A 21340-nucleotide genomic window follows, 5' to 3' on the forward strand; every position below is an offset into this window, starting at 1 on the left:
CCCGACCACAATGATTGATCTTTTATCCAGCCCATACAACAAACAAAGTTTCATAGACAAGCTCATTCTGCCCGTATTTCAAGGTAAAGTTGACAGCTTGGTTATATACGATGAGAGTCGAGTAGAGGAAGTATTACTTACTGATGGAGAAGAAGCTATTGCTGAAAGTATAATCAAGTACGGTGAGATCATCACCTCAGACAAAAGGACAATAGACTTATTTGAAGTGACCCTGCAGGACAGCAAAGTAATAGAGCGAAACAAAGTATCTGTCGGTAACATTGTGAAAAAACATATCATTGGAAACAATGCTGTCTTTGCAAGCTTTGCCTATGCAGATGCCACGGATCGAAACTGGCGTTTCTCCTTTATTGCGTTCGATAGTCAGTTTGAAGATGGTGATGTAGTACAGATAGAAACTAATCCCAAAAGATATACCTATGTCCTCGGACCTGGTGAGACCTGTCGGACTGCAACTGATCGTTTTACCTACCTGGCAGCTAAGTCGAGTATCGATCTGGCTCATATCAAAGAGGCTTTTAATGTGGAGAAAATCTCCAAAGATTTCTTCAACGATTATAGGGAACACTACCAAAACTTCTGTGAGTACCTCACAGGAAAGCGAATGGTCACTGTAAAAGGTAAACAGGTAGAAAAAAAAACAGGCGAAGCTTCCCCATTCCTGGCATCTGCATTCGATGGTAACGAAAAGTTTGCCCGAGACTTTGCCAAAAAACTTATGGGTCGTGTGGTCTTTCTTTACTTTATCCAAAAGAAAGGCTGGATGGGTGCTTCCACTTTGGCTTATGAAGATGGAAACCTCAACTTCATGCAAGATTTCTTTGAAGTAAGTGGCAAAACAGAGGACTTTTATCCTGAGTATCTTAGCAAGCTCTTTTTCGATACGCTCAATAATCCTGATCGTAAGGAAGACAGCTTCACCATGCCAGATGGCAACAAAATAAAGATTCCCTACCTAAACGGTGGCCTTTTCGAGCAAGAGTCAGATGCCTACGCAGATATTAAGTTTCCTTCTGCATTGTTTGAAGAGCTCTTCGAGCTGTTTAACCAATACAACTTCACCATCTATGAAGACAGCCCTGAAGACCACACCGTAGCGGTAGACCCAGAGATGCTCGGCCACATCTTCGAAAACCTACTGGAAGACAACAAAGACAAAGGCGCATTCTACACACCCAAGCAGATTGTACACTACATGACGCAAGAGAGCCTTATGGAATACCTGCTCACCCACTTGTCTAATCTCTCCAGAAAAGATCTCGAGCCGTTCATCAAAGACAAAGTAAGCAATGGCCTGAAACCAGACAAGCTCAAGGAAATAGGCCAACTACTGAACAAGGTGAAAATCTGTGACCCGGCCATAGGATCAGGAGCTTTCCCCATGGGACTACTGCAAGAGATATTTTCTCTTAAAGAACTCATTGCTTTTGAAACGGACCAAAACTGGCAGCCCGCTAAAGTCAAAACCGATATTATTCAAAACTCAATATATGGTGTAGATTTAGAAAAGGGTGCGGTAGACATTGCTCGATTGCGCTTTTGGCTCTCGCTGGTGGTGGATGAGCTTACTCCTAAGCCTCTGCCCAATCTGGATTACAAGATCATGCAGGGCAATAGCTTGCTGGAAAGTTATGAAGGTATACCCCTGAATAACTTAATGAAGCCCTACACTATATCTTATGTAGAGGAAGATGGTCAGGCATCTTTGTATGGCAATACCAAGGTAAAAGAACAGCATCATCTCAGTACCGAAAACCAACAAAAACTCGAAGCGCTGGTGCATGAATATTTTGCCTGTACTACGCCTGCTCGTAAGCAAGAGATCAAAGAAGAGATAGACCAGCTAGTGCATGAGCATATCGAGTACAATATTGGTTTGGAAGAAAGTAAAATCACCATTTCCATAGCAGAAACTGAAGCCCGTCTTGTATCCATCAAAATAGACCCTAAAACCTCGCCAGCGGTTCAGAAAAAAGCAAAAACAAAAAAGGAAAAAGAAGAGCGCTTGCTCCAAAAGCTTTACCAAGAACAAGCCAAGTTTCAAGTTATCAAAGAGAAGCTTGTGGAAGAGGAAAAATCACGAGAAAAGAATTACTTCCTATGGCACTTATACTTCAAAGAGGTTTTTGATACGGGAGGTTTTGATATTGTAATAGGTAATCCGCCATATGTGCAAATACAAAAAATGGGTAAAGAGGCGGATTTGATTAAAGCATCCAATTTCGATACCTTCAATCGAACAGGAGACGTTTATTGCATTTTCTTTGAATTAGGCAATAAGTTACTAAAGGAGGTAAAAGGTAATCTCATATACATTACTAGCAACTCATGGTTACGAGCAAACTACGGGAAGATATTGAGGCGATATTTCATTGATGAGACTTCTCCACTATGTCTTATCGACTTATCAGATTCCGACATATTTGAAACGGCAACAGTTAGAACGGCAATATTTCAATTCAAGAAAACTAAATCCAACCGCGTACTTAATGCATTGAGAATTACGAGAAAGAAAAATGTCTCATTAGATCAGTTCGATGTCTATGTGGGGCAAAACATAGTAGATATTCAAAACCTTAATGACAATGCTTGGACGGTAACGGACAAACAATCACAGCTAATTATTGATAAAGTCAGAAGTAAAGGTAAAATCCTTGATGAGTGGTGTATAGATATCAATTACGGTATTAAAACAGGTCTTAATGACGCTTTTTGGATAGATGGGGAGACAAGAAAAAGCATCATTGAGCAATCACCGAAAGAAGCATCCATCATCAAGCCAATGTTGCGAGGAAGGGATGTGAACAGGTATCAGGTTAATTTCAATAACTCATATCTAATTAATACTCACAATGGTATAAAAAAGAAAGACTTACCAAGGATCAATGTTGAACAAGACTTTCCTTTAATTTATAAGCACTTACAAAAATGGGAGAAGGAACTTATTGCTAGAGCAGATCAAGGTGATCATTGGAGTAATCTACGTAACTGTGCTTATCTCCAACAATTTGAAAATGCCAAAATTATTTACCCCAATATGTCATCAGAAATTGCCTTTTCGTACGATGATACTGGGTTTTACACCAATCAGAAATGTTATATTCTGACCGGAGAAAAGCTAAAATATCTATTAGCGATTTTGAACTCTAAACTTTTTAAGTTCTGTTTTGAAGAGGAATTTCCAGAAGTACAGGGGAATGCAAGAGAGATCAATAAAGTAGTATTTAAAACCCTTCCGATTCTATATCCAAACGATCAAGAAGAAGTAGTCTTTGAACCACTCGTTAATCAAATCCTATCCGACAAATCCGAAGGAAAGAACACCAGTTCACTAGAACAAGAAATCGACGCGATGGTCTTCAAACTCTATGAGCTTACCTACGAAGAAGTATTGGAGGTACTGCACAACACCAATCCGGATGGGGAGTTTTGGATGAGTAAAGAGGAGTATAATAATTACAAATTGAATTAAAACTTAAAAATATATTGACATGCCTAAACACAATTTAAAACTATCTCTTCCCTCCACTGAAATTGGAAATTCTGATATTGAATTGGAAATAGTACAAGATCGAAACAAACTAGGGTTGCGTACTATATCCAAAGGGGCTTAGATTGGACGCCCAGATATACCCAATCATCAATATCTGTGAATTGGTCACAATTCGATAGGTTACTTAAAGATTCTGAATAAAAAATATGAGTAACGATTCTGAAAACACTAAAATAAATTCTCATGACATCTATGAGACTATCTGGAAATGTCGTGATTTTGAAATCAACAACCTTTGGCAAAGGTCTATTTTCTTCACTGCATTTCTGATTCTTTGCTTTACCGGTTATGGTTCGGCCTTATCCAAATTAGTGGATAGTATTGACAAGGATAAAGTTTTCATCTCAATCAATGTGGTCTGCTTTCTTCTGAGTCTCTTAGGGATTGTTTTTTCCATAATGTGGATTAAACTAGGTAAGGCATCAAAGGCTTGGTATGAGGTTTATGAAAGTGCCATAGGCGCCATAGAAAAACACAAAGATTTTGCTTCAGAAAAAGCAATTGAAGTTGGGGCCTTCTGCTATAATAGGCTAGATGGATACAAAGAAATCAAAATCTCCAATAGTGTCTTTTCTGGTAAGGCAGGTGAATTCTCTCCATCAAAAATTAATATTGGCATTGGCCAAGTATTTTTGGTTACCTGGTTGATAATTGGTTTTGTACATTCTCTAATTGCTGGGTATAGCTTCCATGAATTGTATCCAGATACCTTTGGAGATACGTTAATAAGCGTTTTTGGATTCGTAATTCTATTTTTAACCACCCTGATTATGGGTAGTCCTATGATATTTAAAAGTGGTACTATCGATTGGTTTAGAACTTACCGTAAACCTGATTAGGGTTAGTAGGAGACGTTTAATACCTAATCACCACTATAAAGTGAGTATACCACGATTATCTTTATATTTGCAACCTTATAGTGATTTAATGAAAACATGTATCTTTGCAGGACGTTAATAAAAAGAAAGAGGTAGAAGCTTTCCTAAGGAGCTTCAAAGAGAAGAAAAAGATATGGGGAATCTTTTTCAAAGATGACCGAGGCAAAAACTTCAATACTTTAACGGCCTTGGATATACGACCTGTAGATAGAGAGCAGGTTTTGGATGATTTAGTAGCCGAAGACTTTAGCGAAGGACCATTGCCAGAAGACTGGTATGGTAGCAAAGAGATGTGGGTTTTCGGAAGACAAATGAAAGGAGAAGAGGTCTACATTAAGATTACCTTGGGTGCAGAAAACGCAAAGAGCATTTGCATATCATTTCACATTGCAGAGCATCCAATGTCCTATCCATTAAAAAAATAGAGATATGAACAGCCCGATTACTGGAAAAGAAATGCAACTCAGCTACGAATGGAGAACCATACCATTTCGAAAAGAGCAGTTTGAAATTCCATACCAATTTTACTTATGTGAGGATTCAGGTGAGCAATTCACTACCACTGAAGTGGATGAATTAAACATGCGAATGGTTTACAATCAGTTCAGGACAAAGCATCACATTCCCCTCCCAGATGAGATTAGATCCATTAGGGAGCAATATGAGGTGTCAGCGTCCAGAATGGGTGAGATATTGGGTTTTGGCCCTAATACTTATGGTCAATATGAAAAAGGAGATTTACCATCATTGGCTAACGCCAAACTATTGAAAATGGCTAATGACCCTGAAAAATTTCTTGATCTAGTCAAAGATTGGGAAACGAGTTCTGATAAACCAAAGGCTGATTTATTGAAAAGAGTACGAAAACTCATTGATCAGGAAAACTCATTTATTAATAATCTTGAAAGCTATTTGATGGGGGGGCATAAAGCTAGTCATTACACTGGGTTTAAGACTCCAGATTATGAGAAGCTTACTGAAATGATAGTGTTTTTTGCACAGGAGGTGCCCTGCTACAAGACCAAAATGAACAAGCTGCTATTTTATTCTGACTTTCTAATGTTCAAACAACAAGGGCACTCTGTAAGTGGAGCTATGTATAAGGCCATACCCTATGGTCCTGTTCCTAACAGTTTTGAGTCAATTTTTGAGAGTCTAGCCAAAAAAGATGTAATAGATATCTGGTATGACGAGTTGCCAGAGGGAGGGCAAAAGCAGTATCTCCAGGGACGAAAAGACCGACCACTAAGAAATGAACTCTTTTCTGAAAATGAAATGATGGTTCTGGATACAATTAAGTCGAGATTTAAAGATACCAAACCCTATGAAATCGTAGAAATCAGTCATCAGGAAAAGGGTTGGATCGATAACGAAGTATCTCGCTCGTATATTAGCTATCACTACGCATTTGATTTGAAGGCATTATAAAACCCAGTAAGATCAATAGAATTGGTGCTTACTGGGTATAATAATCAATAAAGTGCAGTACTTAAACTATTTGGTTCAATTTGCAGAAAATTGGTTGTTCTATTGAATTTAACTGTGAACCATTTTTCTACTTCGTTTTCATCAATAATCTTCGTTTCACCATTCAGTTGTAGAATTTCCAAACGGAACGAATTTAAATTCGGCCCTAAATCTATACCATATTCGGTGTTCCAGTAAAGAGTTCCAGAAGCTATTTCATTCAATTCAGACAATGTATCTATAGTACGAAATTCCTTCCATTCTACTGTTCCGTTCACAGACCCTCTCGCGTCCCGGTAAACATATTCTCCTAATATCCTTCTGCAAGAACCATAATTTCTTACTTCGCCCGATACTCTAAAACCATTGGCAGTTTTATTTTCTATATTAGGCCTAGTTGAATTTCTACTTACATGTACTCCCGATAATTCTACAGAATTGACATCAATTTTCCATTTCGGTCCAGCTGAATTAAAAACCCAAGTTTTTCCTCTTGAATTTTGACAATGCCTATTTCTGTGCCCAAATTTTTCGGCGCGATAATTATATAGAGAGTCTACTTCATTTGTCTTTATTAATAATTTAAAAGTCCCCATCATTTCAGGAACCAAATAAAATCCCAGAGTGTATTTTTGTTCTTTTGAACCAAAAAGTCTCTTTTTAAATACAATCAACTCTGCGGTTTTTAGATTAATTCTTGTTGAGTCATTATATAAATCTAATGGCAGTAAAAACTCCAGACGAGAATCAATTTTTGTAGTTGGTTTATATTCTTCACCATCAATAAGTATGTAAGGTTCCTTATGAGCTAGCCATGCACCGTCTATTCTAACTGAAACATCTTGATTTTCTGAATTTCCATAATATGTTGGTGATAATCCAGTTAAAACTGGTGCCTTTTTACTACCTGGTAGAGTACCTATTAAGGCCACTCCCTTATTAAGAATCTGATCAACATCCTGAATCAGTATTTGTCCAGTTTGTTCGACCTGAGAAATTGTATTGTTTATATCAGTAAGTAGGTCTTGTTGCTCCTTCGTTAACTTTTCGAAGGTTTTATCAATATTTTTTCCAACAATATAATCCGCTTGCTGAAGAACTAGTTGAAGGTGTGATCTTATATCGAATGATTGCTTGGTTATTACATTATCGAGATTTGCAATAATATCGTCGATCCGATCAGCGAAATTATCTACTATGCCATTAACAGTTTGACCTGCTAGAGCAACTTCAGCTTGGGCATTACAATTATTCTGACTCAGAAATAGCATTATCAAACAAGGTAGTATTGATTTGACAATCAAATGCTTAGGTTTCAAATTGGTGATTTTCATGATTATTTAGTTAAGTGGATAAAACATGAAATTATGAGCACAAGATTATTTTAGCAATACCTATAATTTGGTATTTTCTAATTTAAATCGATCATTAAGCTTGATCAAAAAACGTTTCCAAAAACTATCAAGTAGTTTTCACTTGTTCTGATTGTTTTTGCAGCAAAAAGCACTTAACAAATTATTGAACTAAGCGTATTCACATCTAGGCAAAGAAATACTTAAGAGAAAGCATCCAAAAATTTGTAGGGGCATTAGCCGCTGCACAATCTGATAAAGGTGTTTTTATCACCACTTCTAGTTTCTCCAAAGGGCAATTGAATATGTCAACCAATTAGCTTCTGTAAGAATTGTATTGATAGATGGAACCTTACTCTCTAGTTACATCTATGAATATAGCTTGGGCATGCAAACAGAACAGGTAATTGAGCTCAAGAAAATAGATAGCGATTTTTGGGATTCACTAGAGTATGATCCTAATCGCTTTCCTGATGGGAGGGGGATTTAAGGTGTTCTCATTGAAGACTTCTTATTTAGTGTAGATATCTCCAGTGAGAATCCTTTTGACTATGTTCAGTTTTTTTGTTCACGTTTTTTATTTGTTCACGTGTCGTGAACATGTTATTTTTGTGAACAAATGAACGAAAGGATTATTCATATCGCCATAAAAAATGTAGAAGAGAATCTACCAATTAAGTTGGAATACCGTGAGGCAGGCCAACCGGATGGAAATATATGCCTAACCCACAAAGACCAAACCTATCATCTCCATGCAGTAATCAAAGGAGGGGTCAGGAAGTACGTACTAGACCAATTAGCAGAATATGTCCAGGAATATCAGCATGTCATACTAGTGGCAGAGCACATTCCAGCCAAAGTGAAGCAGCAACTACGAGAGCAACATATTCCCTATATTGAAGCCAATGGGAATATCTACTTTGAAAATAACAACACTTTCTTGCTCGTAGATACCAACAAAACGAAAGCGTTCCCAAAAGAAAAAGGGAATCGTGCTTTTACCAAGACAGGTTTAAAAGTACTTTTTCACTTGTTACAGAAACCTGAGTTGATCAAATTCCCTCAAAGGCAAATTGCGGATGTTACAGGTGTTGCCCTAGGCAATATCCCACAGGTAATTGAAGGGCTCAAAAAAACGGGGTATTTATTGCCATTGAATGATAAAGAGTATCTGTGGAACAATAGAGAGGAGTTGCTCGATCGATGGATTGAAGCTTACCAAACCACCTTAAAGCCTAGCCTTAAAAAAGGGAATTATCAACCAAGGATCCCATGGAAGCAGATAGGGTTGAATACAGGAAGAACGGTATGGAGTGGCGAGCCAGCTGGTGAGAATTTAACCATGCACCTAAGAGCTGAAAAGCTTCAGATGTATACCAGGGAGAATCAAGCAGACCTTATCAAGAACTATCAATTACAGCCCAAAACAGACGGAGAGATTGAAGTCTATGACATGTTTTGGGAAGAGGAGTTCAATCAAAGCCCATTTACCGCACCTCCACTAATAGTATATGCAGATTTGATCATAGAAGGTGGGAAAAGAAACAAGGAAACCGCTAAATTGATTTTCGATGAGTTTATCGAACCAATCTTATAAAGAATTAGCCATTCCCCACTTTGCAGAAGTGTTTCATCTGATCGATGAAGTCATGAAAGATCATGGGATACCTTATTACCTCATTGGTGCCAGTGCCATTGCTTTAGAACTGCTCAAAACGGGAATCAAACCAAGTCGAGGAACGAAAGACATCGACTTTGCGCTGATGATCTCCTCGATGCAAGAATATCAAGCGATTGGTAAATCGCTGGAAGGAAAGGGATTTAGAAAGGCAAAAGAGCCCTGGACTTATTTCTTTGAAAAAGATAATGTGGTAATTGATTTATTGCCATTTGGTGAGATTCAAGAAAACGATACAGAGGATTTTGACAAACGCTACTCCGATTTACACATCATTGGGTTTGAAGAAGTATTAGAAACACCGGAGTCTGTTCAAATAGAAGAGAGCTGGGTCAACATCCCTCCTTTGTCTGGTATGATTCTATTAAAGCTAATCGCCTGGAATGATCGTCCAGAAGACCGGGACAATGATCTCAGTGATATATTAAGAATCATAGAACATTACTATGATCTCCAGTTTGATCAAATTACTGAAGAGCATTATGATGTTCTCGATGTAACCGATGTGAAAGACTTTGATGAGAAAAGAGTAGCAGCAGAGGTCTTAGGGAGGGAGGCCAAGAAGTACCTAGATAAATCAAGTGAATTTCGAAATGCCATTAATCGCATCATTTCCGAAAACCTTGAGGACATAGGCAAATCGGGAATAGCAAAGGAATGGTCCCGCCAATCAGGAAGCAACATTGAGTATACATTTAGCCTGCTACAATCATTTCAAAAAGGACTACTCTGGAAGGGCAAATAGTCCTCACCGGCTTAGGTAGCTCCCCCTGGTCGCTAAGCAACTGTAGTAGAAGGCCGAATCTCCCTTGGTAAAGCGGCGTTCGTCTTTCCTTGTCGAGCATAAAACCACGCCAGACTTTTCATATAGAACTTTTTAGGAATAGACATCCTTGTTTGCTTGTCAATTGTCTGTCATGGTTTTTGCTTCTCCTGGCGTCAATCCTCACAGCTGTTCCTATGTCTTTGCCTGAGTGATTAGTTTGGAGGTAAGACTCAGACAAATCCATCCACAGCTCAACTTAGGCTCGCCTGCGGATTCAGTCGGACAGTAGTCACCAGGCGCTATATGAAGGAAATAAGAATGTGCGCCTGATGCTACTCACAGCCAGTCGCCTTTATCAAGGCTTTTCCTGGCTGGCCTCCTTCATACTCGCAGACGGCTCGCGCCCACACAGCCCCGCGCACATGCACCTTCCCTTCGCTCCATTCGACTCCCAATAGGTATTGAAGGAAAGAAAAGTTTCCTTCTTCAACGATTGGGAGCCATTTCGCCCATATAGAGGCAATTACGGGAAAAGATTCATATAGAAAGAAATAAGCCACAGGGAACGAGACCCAAAATTGCACTAATGAGCAAAACACCCTTCCAGGCCTACAAAATCTATAATCCCATGAAGAAACTATTAATTGTTTTATTGACGTGTGCTACAACTTCCATTCATGCTCAAACCACAGAGGAGGTTAAACTCTATATAGAATCCCTGGTCTATGGCAACCAACCTTCCTCCTATTCCTATGATATAGCGTTCGGTGAGGGCTTTGATGATTCGCTTCTCAAGAAGTGGCAGATGAGAAATGTTGAAAACAAGGAAGGGATCATGCTCATCCACAGGAATTGGAAGGCTTATGATGTGTCCTGTTTGAATCTCCTTGATATGAAAGGAATTAGGAACATTGCTATCCTTGAAGAGGATGGGTATGTTATTCTTAAACTCTTCATGGAGAAAGGCTACCAATCAAAGGAGTTCTCAAACTCAGGAGAGAGCGTATATGGCAATCCAACCTGGGAGATGTCGGAATTTCCCTCACCTGTGATTCTTTTGGGCCAGGGAAGAAATGAGGCCGCCCGAAAACTGAAAGAGGCCATTCTATTCCTGGCCAAAGAATTTGGGGCCAGGCCTGTTGGGGATTTGTTCTAGATCACCTATTGAAAGGACCTGTAAACCTCCTTCCCAACGCCATGATGTCCCCCCTCCCCCCTCTTTTTTAATTTATAATAAGAGGGGGGAGGGGGGCTAGATTTGATAATACTTAATTCTAGATTGATTCTTTAATCCGAAAGCCATCTTAACTGATTCCTTAATAGATTCCCTTCTTCTTCCTAATGAACCATAAATTGCTTCCAGCAGTATCTTGAAATTCTCAAAAGAATCAAGCTTTAATGAATTATATAAGGATAGGTATGGTAATCTGTTAAATTCATTCACTAGAGAGGGGATATGAATCATTCTCCCTGTCTTATTAATACTTATCTCTATTTCCTTCGTCAAGCTACCCAATTGAGAGTCTTCACTATAGAGTAATAACCTAACTTGTAGGTAAGTGATCAACCTATTGTAGGATCTGTAGTCTTGAACCAACCGTTTTGTTGTTTCATAATAAAAATTCTCCTTATCCAGATTTGAAGTTTTTCTTTCTTTGGCAAAAAGATCTGTTGACCACATCAAACAAAATGAGTGAAAATATAAATTTATTCGATCAGTGAATTGAGTATATGTGAGATAAAACTCTTGTATCTCTGCACCATAGAACTCAAGTTTAGGGTTCGTTAAGAACATTTCTGCTGATAGAAATATGTGCTTGTATAATTCTCGATTATTCCAACTTAACAAGTTCTGACGAATGGAAGGGATTTTATAAAAATGAGCAAAAGTTGATTTAAAATAATTGAAATCTGTATTTATCCTGTCTAATAACTCATTAAGGCTTTTCTCTTGTTTTGCATTGGCTACTTGGATAGAGGTCAGAACTCCTGGGTCAGGGTTACAGTTTAGGATACTGTAAGTACTCTGAACATTGAAATCACAATACTTAGAAAATCTTGAATGAATGTAACCGGGGGAGTATGCCTTTTCTATTGTTTTATAAGTTAACCCAAGTGGTAGCTCAAGTTCGTTTTCTAGAGCAGAATCAATTTCAGGATGATGCTTTAATTCAAGGAGTTTCTTTGGCAAGCGTTTAGCATCCATCAATGTATCCTTAATGACAGCCCTTTCATCTTTAATCTTGCCTTTCTGTTTCAAAAACTCTGATTCAAGACTAAAATACAGAAGATGAAAACCAGTTTGCTTAACACATCTAGAACGCTTCGCAAATTGCTTAACTACTATTGGACTTTCATTGCCAATTACAATCCCGGCCATAATTCTTGGATCGTAAATATTTAACCCTATTGAAACAATAGAAGTACAAATTAATACTTTGGCATCCTTAGGAATCGTGCCATTGGTTATTAGTTGTTTATAATGCTGCTCTGTCTTGTGATCAGCATCATACAAGTATGATTTAAAATTATACCAACTTAGAAACTCCTGTATCCCACGATTCTGTTTTTTATTATTATTGAAGATTACAAAACAATCCAGCTTTCTAGACCAATCCAACAGTGTTTCTGTGATAAACAAAATTGGATCAAGATGTTTTGCATGTTTCACAAAATAATGATCAAGATTAGTTCTAAAGGTGTCTTTTACTTTTATTTGAATCCACGACTCAATGTCTAACAACGAAATATCAAACAAATATGGTGTTCCTGTCAAATAGAGAATTCTAAACTTTTTCTCCGTTAGAATACTTCGAACAGCTGCCATCTCTTTTACTAGATCAATCCAGGAAATAAGAAGGTGAGCTTCATCAATAATTATTAAGTCCTCTTCATTTAAGTATTTTTGAAGCTTAACAAATTGCTGAAAAGTGGCTGCTACGAAAAAATCTTCCTCTTTTAAGATTTCACCACTCTTTAATCTTTTTTTATATTTCTCATCTTCAGAATTACATACCAAATCCCATTTCCAACTTGCATTTTGCATTTGATTGGGAATACCCATTAATCCACAGCAAAAAACAGATCTACCACCGATGCTTTTGTTTTTCATCATCAGTTCTTTAGCAAGGGTAGTTTTACCAGAAGATGGTTCAGAAACTAATAGGGTTGAGGCATTATCAAAAACCACTTTCTCAACTTCCTGATACTTTTCGGATACATATTCTACTACTTCTAATTCCTTAGCGGGCTTAATTAATCCTGTCATACTAAATTTCAAATAGCCCGCAAGTTAATAGTAGTTCCTTATAATATCGAGATAAAAACATCGAAGGTCCCCAAATCGGTACCCTTTACGATAAACGAAAACATTATGGGCTGAAAATGAGCTAATTAACACTAAGGTTCGAGCCCAGTCTGAGGAGCAACATTGAAAATCAAGCAGTTACAGAAAAGTGACTGCTTTTTTTGTGCCTAAACTTTTTGAGATCGGGTATTAGAGGACTAACTATCTAATCACCAGAGCGGCGACAGGTATATTGCCCCTCTTGCAATTCCTGAATCAGATCGTAACGCAAAGGGATTACATAAAGCCCACGGTCATTCATTAAGCCAGATTTCCCTCTACGTCGAACAATGAAATTCCCATCTACAGTGGACTCAATCTTATCATAAGAAGGGTTTAAGATCATTTTGCCTGCCTGGTCAAACAATCCGTATTTAAATTGTTTTCTTACAATGAACAAACCATTCTCTGTTCGTTTGATGGCATCATACTCAATCATCACCTTTTCATCTCCTGCGGCATCTAGCGCTCCATAAAGACCCGCTCTTTTAACTATGACCATGCCCGCTTTCATAGGGGTTACAAAATCTAGATTAGGCTGAATCACAAGTTCTTCACCTAAATTGACATAGCCCCAATGACCATTGAGCTTAACAGCCGATAGACCTTCGCTAAATCCACCCACACTATCGTAGCGATTGGCAATTCTCAACTGGCCATTCAAGTCTACAAAACCATATTGACCGTTTTCTTTGATCGCAATCAGACCTTCAGAGATGAGTGAAACCTCTTCAAATCTATCACTAAAGGGGAGTAACAATTGACCACTTTTAGAAGAAACAGCCCATTGGTCTTTCTTCTTCAGAATAAGGTACTGTCCATCAATTAACCCAGATATAGTATCACAATTAGGGTAAAACAAAATCTCACCTCCTTCTGAAAGCAACCCCATTTTACCATCGGTAGTTCTTTCTAAATAGCCCAATTCATGTGGGACCAGCTGATTATAGGTTTGAAATAGTGCCAACCCATCCTCATTGACAATATCAGTACGAGTACGACTTTTCACCACAGCAGTATTATTGTCATTGAGTGCGATTGAATCATAGGAAGCCTGGCCTACCACTTCACCAAACTGATTGATCAAATGCTCAAAGTCCATGTTTTTAACTTTTGCCAATTGCTGTTGAAAGGGGCTCACCTGATCATACTTGAAAGGAATGGCCACTTGCCCTCTTAGGTCCAAATACCCCCAATAACCATTTCTTTTAACTGGAATCAAATTATTACTTTCGACTTGTACTGATTCAAATTGCTTATTCGTCAACTTTCTACCAAAGGCATTATAGATACTCCAGCCACTTTTGCTCTTGGCAAAAAGCACATGCTCATCCACTCTTATTTCTTCAAAAACATTGGGCCCAAACTTTACCCCTTTTGCTGGAATAATGGTTGATTTCCTGTGATCCGAAATAATAAGGTGATTCTTGAAGGCATCTACTTGATCAGGAATTAACCCTACATAAATGCTTTCTCGATTTTCATCAAAAACCTCTACCCAACCATTGGCACATACCGCCAAAAACTGACCTCGTATTAAAAATATCGAATCTGCAGACCATTGCCCCAAAAGGCTATCACTAGCTGTTTTGATTTCGAATGAGCTGAAAGACTCGGTTTCAAATGGGCCAGAAACCTCCTTGAAATTGGGTTCTAACTTCAGCTCTCCATATTGATTAATCAAACCAACTTTACCTGCGCGATAGATCTTTGCCAAATCATTTTCTAAGCTGCCCACACTGTCTAATGATGCTGCAACTTTTACTTCACCGGCTTTATCAATAACACCATAAAGATTCATAGTGTCCCTGAAAACAAACAAGCTCTCATCAAAGTGCTCAATTTGAGTATATTGCTTGGGCAACAAAACCTTACTGTTCTCAGAATAGAGACCGTATCTAGTCCGACCACTTTCAATTTTAGAAGCAATCAACAAATCACTTTGAACTTTCAAAGAATGATTCTCAAAAGGAATAACAGTCTGTCCTTTAGAATTGATAGTACCGTATAGAAGTAGGTTTGAAAAGCGCCCCTTGATAGAAGCAATAATAAGACCGCTGTGAACTGCCTCCAGAGTGTAGAATTTAGGAGCGGTGACTCTCCTGTCCTTCAATGAAATTAAACCCCATCGTTCCCCATCAAAATAACCTATAACTTCATTAACAGGGTGTTCTAACCCCTTGCTCCAGCCTAATTTTTCATACTGAGCCGCAATCAGCACCTGACCCGACTCATCTTTAAGACCGGTCTTGCCATTTTCGGTATAAAAAACATAGGGAGTCGGCGAAAAGGCCCACAACGACAGGCTGGATAGAAAACATAAGGCCAGCAAAAAAATCTTAGCCTTTAGTTGAAATCCCCTCACTTACTTTTTGATTTGTTCTTCTTGCTGCTCCAGGTTGAAGAGGTCATTCAAAACCTCAATCAAGGAGTCAGCCTCGCCACGTTTACAGGCCGCTTTCAGTTGCAACACAGGTAGCTTGATAATTTTCTGCATCATGCTTTTGGTTACCTTGTCGACCAACTCAGTTTCTTCTGTGCTTACTTTTTTCAGATGTCTGGCGATTTCTGTTTTTCGGATATCCTCAAGTGCATTTTTCAACTTGTTGATGACCGGTGACACTTCCATCTCCTGCGCCCATTTATCAAAATCACTTAAAGCTTCATTGATAATAGCCTCCACATCTGGAATAGAAGCCAATCGACGCTCCAGTGTTTTAGAAGCTTTGGCTTGAATGTTATCTATGTTGTAGAGCAAAAGTCCATTGACCGATTCTATATCCTGCTCAATGCTGCGAGGCACAGAGAGATCGAATAGATATTTATGACTCAACAACTTATTATCAGTAAAGAGTGCCTTGGTAATAATTGGTTCGCTAATGCTTACAGAAGAGATAATCACATCAGCCTCTAATGCCGCATCTGCGTAGTGAGCAAAATCTATTACATCAAATCCCAACTCAGCAGCAATGTTTTCAGCCTTTTCGATGCTTCGGTTGCACACCTTCACCTGCTTCCTTGTGATCTTCTCCAGATTCCTAGCCACATCCTCTCCAATCTCTCCCAGACCCAAAACCAAAATCTTAGGTTCTTCAATCGCTGAGGTCAGCTCACCGATCAAGTCTACAGTGGCATAAGATACAGAAGCAGCCCCATCTCTGAAGGCAGTTTCCTGAACCACGCGTTTGTTGGTGTAAAAGATAGTATGTAGCAAGCGATGAATAAATGGTCCAGCCATATCTTCATCAGCCGACCACTGATACGCGTTCTTTACCTGATTGATGATTTGCAAATCTCCGACTACCTGGGCTTCCAAACCAATTGCCACATGAAACAAATGAAGCACAGCTTCCTTGTGGTCCGTGTAATTGAAGAAATATTGAAGGTAGTTGGCCGTATCTGTGATTCCCTTGGATAAGCAAAGCAGCTTAACTACTGTCTCGAATTGATCACTAGTAGCGGAGTAATAGACTTCAGTTCTGTTGCAGGTCGACACCACCATTGCTTCTGACACTTCCGCATAGTCGGAAAGTAAAGCCAAAAAAGCCTTGCTGGTTTTTTCATCCATAGAAAACAACTCTCTTATTTCAAGAGGTGTTTTTTTATATGATAGTCCTACCGCTTTAAACTGATTGTGCATATTTTAATCTAATAAACAGTGCACAAAAATAGGTCAAAAAGGTAATTATCAATGTCATAGCAAGACCGACGAGATTATTTATAATCGTTTTAAATAACAAAAACATCGATTCTGATGATTTTAGCAAAATATTAAAAAAAAGGTGTGACGAAAGTCATGTTTTCAATGTAGTTTTGCCCGGCAAATAATAACACTTATTTGCCCATGCATTTCGACAGTTCTAAACTAGTTTTTGAGGCACTCACATACGATGACGTGCTTTTACTCCCTGGATATTCTGAAGTATTACCACGTGACACGGATACGAGTACATACTTGACTAAGAATATCAAACTTAACATCCCTTTGGTATCTGCAGCAATGGACACAGTGACTGAATCAGCACTGGCTATATCCATGGCATTAGAAGGAGGTATCGGCATCATTCACAAAAACATGACCATCGAGCAGCAAGCTGCACAGGTTCGTGCTGTGAAAAGATCGCAAAGCGGTATGATTCTCGATCCGGTCACTCTTCCAGAAACGGCAACAGTAGCAGATGCACTGAAATGCATGAAGGAATTTAAAATCGGTGGTATTCCAGTCATTGACAAGGATAGAAAATTGATAGGTATAGTCACTAACCGTGACCTTCGTTTTCAAAAAGACCCGGGTCTTAGCGTGAAAGAGGTGATGACCAGTGAAAATGTAATCACTGCCAAAGACGGTATTGGCCTCAAAGGCGCAGAAGCCATCCTTCAAGAATACAAAATCGAAAAACTGCCTATCGTTAATGATGCAGGTATTTTAACCGGATTGATTACCTATAAGGATATCTTGAAAAACATCGATAAGCCGATGGCTTGTAAAGATGAATACGGTCGTCTGCGAGTAGGTGCTGCAGTAGGTGTAACACCAGATATCGAACAAAGAGTAGAAAAACTGATCGAAGCAGGCGTAGATGTAGTATCCATCGATACGGCTCACGGCCACTCCAAAGGCGTAATCGATACCTGTAAAAAAATCAAAGCTAAGTTTCCAAACCTAGATGTAATAGTGGGTAACATAGCCACTGCCGAGGCAGCCGTAGCATTGGCAGATGCCGGAGCTGATGCCATCAAAGTAGGTGTAGGACCAGGAAGTATCTGTACTACCCGAATCATCGCTGGAGTAGGGATGCCACAGTTATCTGCTGTATACGAATCAGCCAAAGCGATAGAAGGTCGTGGAGTGCCAATCATTGCAGATGGGGGTATTCGCTTCTCAGGAGATTTCGTAAAAGCCATCGCAGCTGGTGCCAACTGTATCATGATTGGCTCATTGCTAGGTGGAACGGAAGAAGCTCCTGGAGAGGTAATCCTTTACGAAGGACGAAAGTTCAAGACTTACCGAGGCATGGGTTCTGTAGAGGCCATGGAGGATGGATCAAAGGATCGTTACTTCCAGGATGCAGAAGACGACATCAAAAAGCTAGTACCAGAAGGAATCGTAGGACGCGTGCCATACAAAGGAATGGTAGCAGAAGTACTTTACCAATTGACCGGAGGTCTGAAAGCAGGTATGGGCTACTGCGGAGCACAAAATGTAGAAGCACTTAAAACTGCTCGTTTTGTGAAAGTATCTGGTGCAGGTATGGCAGAATCTCACCCGCACGACATTCAGATTACTAGAGAGGCACCGAACTACTCTAGATAATCTTTGAGTAAAGAATATTCAAAAGGCCACTTCAACTTTTATTGAAGTGGCCTTTTTTCATTTAGATCAAAATGAGATGACATTCTAATTTCACATTTCTTACTAAATTGCCCCGAATTGTAAAAACCCTATGCTATCCCAAAAAGGCATCATTCGGCTCAGTGTAATATTCGGATCGATCTTCTGGTCGCTATTGACTATTACAGACCTGATGGCTTTATTTAGTCAGGAAAACAACATCGTGTTTGGACTGCCCAATTTCGTGTCCAACATGCTCTTGACTTTCTTCATCATCTCTGTTCTTACCTTCTATAGATACAACATTGGCAAGGCAGAAAGTGTCAATTTCGTGGAGCTGCTATGGCGGGTATTTGTATTTGGGCTGATTGCCACATTGGTCACACTTGCGATTGAGTTTTTCTTCACGCTTTTCGGATCACACAAATTCGCGCACAATGCCTTGATCATTAATTTCTTCTACCACATCATATTAGGTCTGGTCGTTGGATTTTTGATCTCTACCTATGTCGTATGGAAGCGCCTGATTCTATACCAAAAATCAAAATCACTTTTGGCTGCCTGGCAGATATTCGAGTACTGCCTGATGGCCACTTTGATCTTCGACTGGTTTTCTCACGATTATCAAGACACCGCTTTTTTAGTTTTATATTCTATTCTAGCGATTATTGGGGTTTTTCTTTCTTTTAATCTCAAATGGATCGCCTACCTCAACTTCAAGCAGAAGTGGAGAAGTATACTTTTCATCGCACTGGTAGTTATTTATATCTGGTACTTCTTCAAATCCCTGATGTTCTACTCAGAACAGACGGTGCTGGTACGAGATCTTCTTAATAGCGTTTTTGTGCTATCTATCATCACTTTCATCGTGGTGTATTCTTTGATTTCCTTCCTGGTGATTCTTTTCAATCTACCTACTACTTCGGTCTTTGAGAGGAAAATCAAGGAGGCTGTCAACTTTCAGCGTCTGAGCCAATCCATACCCGCTGGCGAGAGTGAAGAGAAGGTATATGAGATTCTGTTGGATAGTGCGGTAAGTGCAGTCTATTCGGATGCAGCCTGGCTAGCTATCAACGATGAAGAAAATGAAGTCAAACTAACCCTGACCTACAACCTTCAAAAAAAGGAAATCAAGGATATCGAAACGGCCCTTGATAACAGCCGATTTAAGAAAACCTTGAACTCGGAATTTGAAAAAAATCCGCAATACCCAAAAATCTCCGCCAATCTACGAAACACGACTTTTAAGTCGATTTTATATTTTCCAGTATTGGTAAAAAACAGGAAGATCGGAACACTCGCACTACTAAAGCAAGTAGACGATGGCTTTAACAAGGAGATGGTGGACATCATAGATACTTTTGTCAATCAGGCTAGTATCTCCATAGAAAACTTTAGACTCCTCAATGAGGCTATCGTAACTGAACGCTACAAGGAGGAGTTAGAAATTGCCAATCGAGTGCAAAGCAAGCTGCTCCCTGCTCAGCTGAAGAACAATGAAGCATTCCATATTCATGCCTTTACAGTGGCTGCTGATGAGGTAGGGGGTGATTACTATGACTTTTTCCAGCTAGATGATCATCGCAGTGCGTTGATTATCGGAGACGTATCGGGCAAGGGAACTTCTGCCGCATTTAACATGGCACAGATGAAAGGAATCTTTCAGGGATTGGTTCAGCTGGATCTGGACCCAAAGGACTTTCTGATTCATGCCAACAATGCACTAAGCAGATGTCTGGAGACTACCTCCTTTATCACCGTGTCTTACTTTTTGATCGACAGCTTAGAAAAGAAAGTTCACTTTGCCCGTGCAGGACATTGTCCTTCATTATTCTATAGTACGGAGAGGCAGAGTGCTGATTATTTTAAGAACAAAGGCCTAGGGCTCGGTATCTTGAGAAACTCTAATTTTCATAAATACGTACAAGTCAATGATTTCGAATATAAGAAGGATGACGTCTTGGTGTTGTATACCGATGGCGTCACCGAAGCTTGCAATGCCGACAAAGAACAGTTCGGAACTGAGCGTCTACTCAGCGCTTTGACGAAACATGCCGACCAGCCACCAAAAAACATTCAACAGGGAATCATAAATGAACTTTACGAATTCTGCGGTAAGCGGTCATTGGACGATGACTATACCCTGGTTATTCTGAAATTCAAATAAAATATGGTAGACATAAAAAAACATATAGATGAGCAGACAGGCTACTACGATCTCAAAGTATCGGGAGAAGTAGACGCCTCCTCTTCCATTCATTTGGATGAGGCCATTACCGAAGCGATGAATAGCAGCAAGCACATTCTGGTTGACTTAAGTGATCTGGACTATATCTCTTCAGCAGGTTTGGGCGTATTTATGTCCAACATTCAAAAAATAGAATCCGAATCCATTCATTTTGTGCTTTTCGGCATGAAAGAAAAGGTTTTCGAAGTTTTCGAAATCCTGGGTCTGGATCAATTGTTAGTGATTAAAAACGAAAAAAAGGAAGCCCTGGAGGCCGTCAAGTAATGCATCACCAGTTTCAGACATCGTGTGCGAAAGAAAAATTGAGGGAGATTCGAGCCTTTGTCTCGGAGGTACTCCTGGATATTGGTCTTTCTGAAAAAGAAGCGCATAAAATCATACTGGCTGTGGATGAGGTCTGTGCCAACCTGATCATCCACTCTAACAAATGCAATGCCTCCGAAAAACTAGAATTGTTTGTCGAAGATCTGGGAGACAATCAAATCTCATTCGAAATTATCGATCATGGCAAGGGGTTTGTATACGACAAGTATCAGGAGCCCAACCTGGAAGAAATCATCAAAACACGAAAAAAAGGCGGACTGGGCATCATGTTGGTTAGAAATATTATGGACAAAGTAGAGTTCAAAATAGAAAAGAATCGCAACATTTGCCGAATGATGAAGAAATTCTAAACATTCATGAGAAGCACTTTATTAC

Annotated in this window: 17 protein-coding genes; 12 read left to right on the forward strand and 5 right to left on the reverse strand. The window is 39.3% G+C overall.

Going from position 1 to position 21340, the window contains the following annotated elements:
• Positions 1–10 precede the first annotated feature (10 nt).
• The 4 genes from N7U62_RS15430 to N7U62_RS15445 all read left to right on the forward strand — a co-directional run bounded on the left by N7U62_RS15430 (position 11) and on the right by N7U62_RS15445 (position 5880).
• Positions 11–3493 carry an Eco57I restriction-modification methylase domain-containing protein gene (locus N7U62_RS15430; protein ID WP_264138897.1) on the forward strand — a complete coding sequence of 1161 codons (3483 nt, stop codon included), beginning with the start codon at positions 11–13 and terminating at the stop codon, positions 3491–3493.
• A 227-nt stretch (positions 3494–3720) separates the two neighbouring features.
• Positions 3721–4413 carry a RipA family octameric membrane protein gene (locus N7U62_RS15435; protein ID WP_444875407.1) on the forward strand — a complete coding sequence of 231 codons (693 nt, stop codon included), beginning with the start codon at positions 3721–3723 and terminating at the stop codon, positions 4411–4413.
• A 104-nt stretch (positions 4414–4517) separates the two neighbouring features.
• Complete coding sequence (locus tag N7U62_RS15440) at positions 4518–4877, forward strand: hypothetical protein (protein WP_264138899.1); 360 nt, start codon at positions 4518–4520, stop codon at positions 4875–4877.
• A 4-nt stretch (positions 4878–4881) separates the two neighbouring features.
• On the forward strand, positions 4882–5880 hold the full coding sequence (locus N7U62_RS15445; protein WP_264138900.1) for a type II TA system antitoxin MqsA family protein: 999 nt from the start codon (positions 4882–4884) through the stop codon (positions 5878–5880).
• A 44-nt stretch (positions 5881–5924) separates the two neighbouring features.
• Here the strand turns inward: N7U62_RS15445 and N7U62_RS15450 are convergent, their stop codons facing one another.
• Positions 5925–7253: a hypothetical protein gene (locus N7U62_RS15450; protein WP_264138901.1), complete on the reverse strand. Its 1329-nt coding sequence runs from the start codon at positions 7251–7253 to the stop codon at positions 5925–5927.
• 233 nt (positions 7254–7486) lie between these two features.
• Here N7U62_RS15450 and N7U62_RS23270 point away from each other — a divergent pair, with 233 nt between their 5' ends.
• The 3 genes from N7U62_RS23270 (at position 7487) to N7U62_RS15460 (ending at position 9694) form a co-directional block, all read left to right on the forward strand.
• Positions 7487–7591, forward strand: a complete 105-nt coding sequence (locus N7U62_RS23270; protein WP_404818037.1) for a restriction endonuclease — start codon at positions 7487–7489, stop codon at positions 7589–7591.
• 299 nt (positions 7592–7890) lie between these two features.
• Positions 7891–8868: a type IV toxin-antitoxin system AbiEi family antitoxin gene (locus N7U62_RS15455; protein ID WP_264138902.1), complete on the forward strand. Its 978-nt coding sequence runs from the start codon at positions 7891–7893 to the stop codon at positions 8866–8868.
• Positions 8843–9694, forward strand: a complete 852-nt coding sequence (locus N7U62_RS15460) for a hypothetical protein (RefSeq protein WP_264138903.1) — start codon at positions 8843–8845, stop codon at positions 9692–9694. The genes N7U62_RS15455 and N7U62_RS15460 overlap by 26 nt, the downstream gene beginning before the upstream one ends.
• 353 nt (positions 9695–10047) lie before the next feature.
• Here N7U62_RS15460 and N7U62_RS15465 read toward each other — a convergent pair whose 3' ends face one another.
• Entirely contained in the window at positions 10048–10275 is a 228-nt protein-coding gene (locus N7U62_RS15465) for a hypothetical protein (protein ID WP_264138904.1), read from the reverse strand.
• A 68-nt stretch (positions 10276–10343) separates the two neighbouring features.
• Between N7U62_RS15465 and N7U62_RS15470 the strand changes: the two genes are divergently transcribed.
• Positions 10344–10871 carry a hypothetical protein gene (locus N7U62_RS15470; protein WP_264138905.1) on the forward strand — a complete coding sequence of 176 codons (528 nt, stop codon included), beginning with the start codon at positions 10344–10346 and terminating at the stop codon, positions 10869–10871.
• Between the two features lie 96 nt (positions 10872–10967).
• Here N7U62_RS15470 and N7U62_RS15475 read toward each other — a convergent pair whose 3' ends face one another.
• The 3 genes from N7U62_RS15475 to hemA all read right to left on the reverse strand — a co-directional run bounded on the left by N7U62_RS15475 (position 10968) and on the right by hemA (position 16701).
• Positions 10968–12983 (reverse strand): DEAD/DEAH box helicase family protein, encoded by a 2016-nt coding sequence (locus N7U62_RS15475; RefSeq protein WP_264138906.1) that lies wholly within the window; start codon positions 12981–12983, stop codon positions 10968–10970.
• Between the two features lie 244 nt (positions 12984–13227).
• Positions 13228–15426 carry a WG repeat-containing protein gene (locus N7U62_RS15480; RefSeq protein WP_264138907.1) on the reverse strand — a complete coding sequence of 733 codons (2199 nt, stop codon included), beginning with the start codon at positions 15424–15426 and terminating at the stop codon, positions 13228–13230.
• Complete coding sequence (gene hemA / locus N7U62_RS15485; RefSeq protein WP_264138908.1) at positions 15427–16701, reverse strand: glutamyl-tRNA reductase; 1275 nt, start codon at positions 16699–16701, stop codon at positions 15427–15429.
• A gap of 204 nt (positions 16702–16905) precedes the next feature.
• Between hemA and guaB the strand changes: the two genes are divergently transcribed.
• The 4 genes from guaB (at position 16906) to N7U62_RS15505 (ending at position 21315) form a co-directional block, all read left to right on the forward strand.
• Positions 16906–18375 (forward strand): IMP dehydrogenase, encoded by a 1470-nt coding sequence (guaB, locus tag N7U62_RS15490; protein WP_264138909.1) that lies wholly within the window; start codon positions 16906–16908, stop codon positions 18373–18375.
• Between the two features lie 130 nt (positions 18376–18505).
• On the forward strand, positions 18506–20560 hold the full coding sequence (locus N7U62_RS15495; RefSeq protein WP_264138910.1) for a GAF domain-containing SpoIIE family protein phosphatase: 2055 nt from the start codon (positions 18506–18508) through the stop codon (positions 20558–20560).
• Between the two features lie 3 nt (positions 20561–20563).
• A complete protein-coding gene (locus tag N7U62_RS15500; protein ID WP_264138911.1) occupies positions 20564–20905 on the forward strand; it encodes an STAS domain-containing protein in 342 nt (113 codons plus the stop codon).
• A 38-nt stretch (positions 20906–20943) separates the two neighbouring features.
• Positions 20944–21315, forward strand: coding sequence for an ATP-binding protein (locus N7U62_RS15505; protein WP_264138912.1), 372 nt, complete (start codon positions 20944–20946; stop codon positions 21313–21315).
• Positions 21316–21340 lie beyond the last annotated feature (25 nt).

It is taken from the genome of Reichenbachiella ulvae (genome assembly GCF_025833875.1).
Classification (GTDB): domain Bacteria; phylum Bacteroidota; class Bacteroidia; order Cytophagales; family Cyclobacteriaceae; genus Reichenbachiella; species Reichenbachiella ulvae.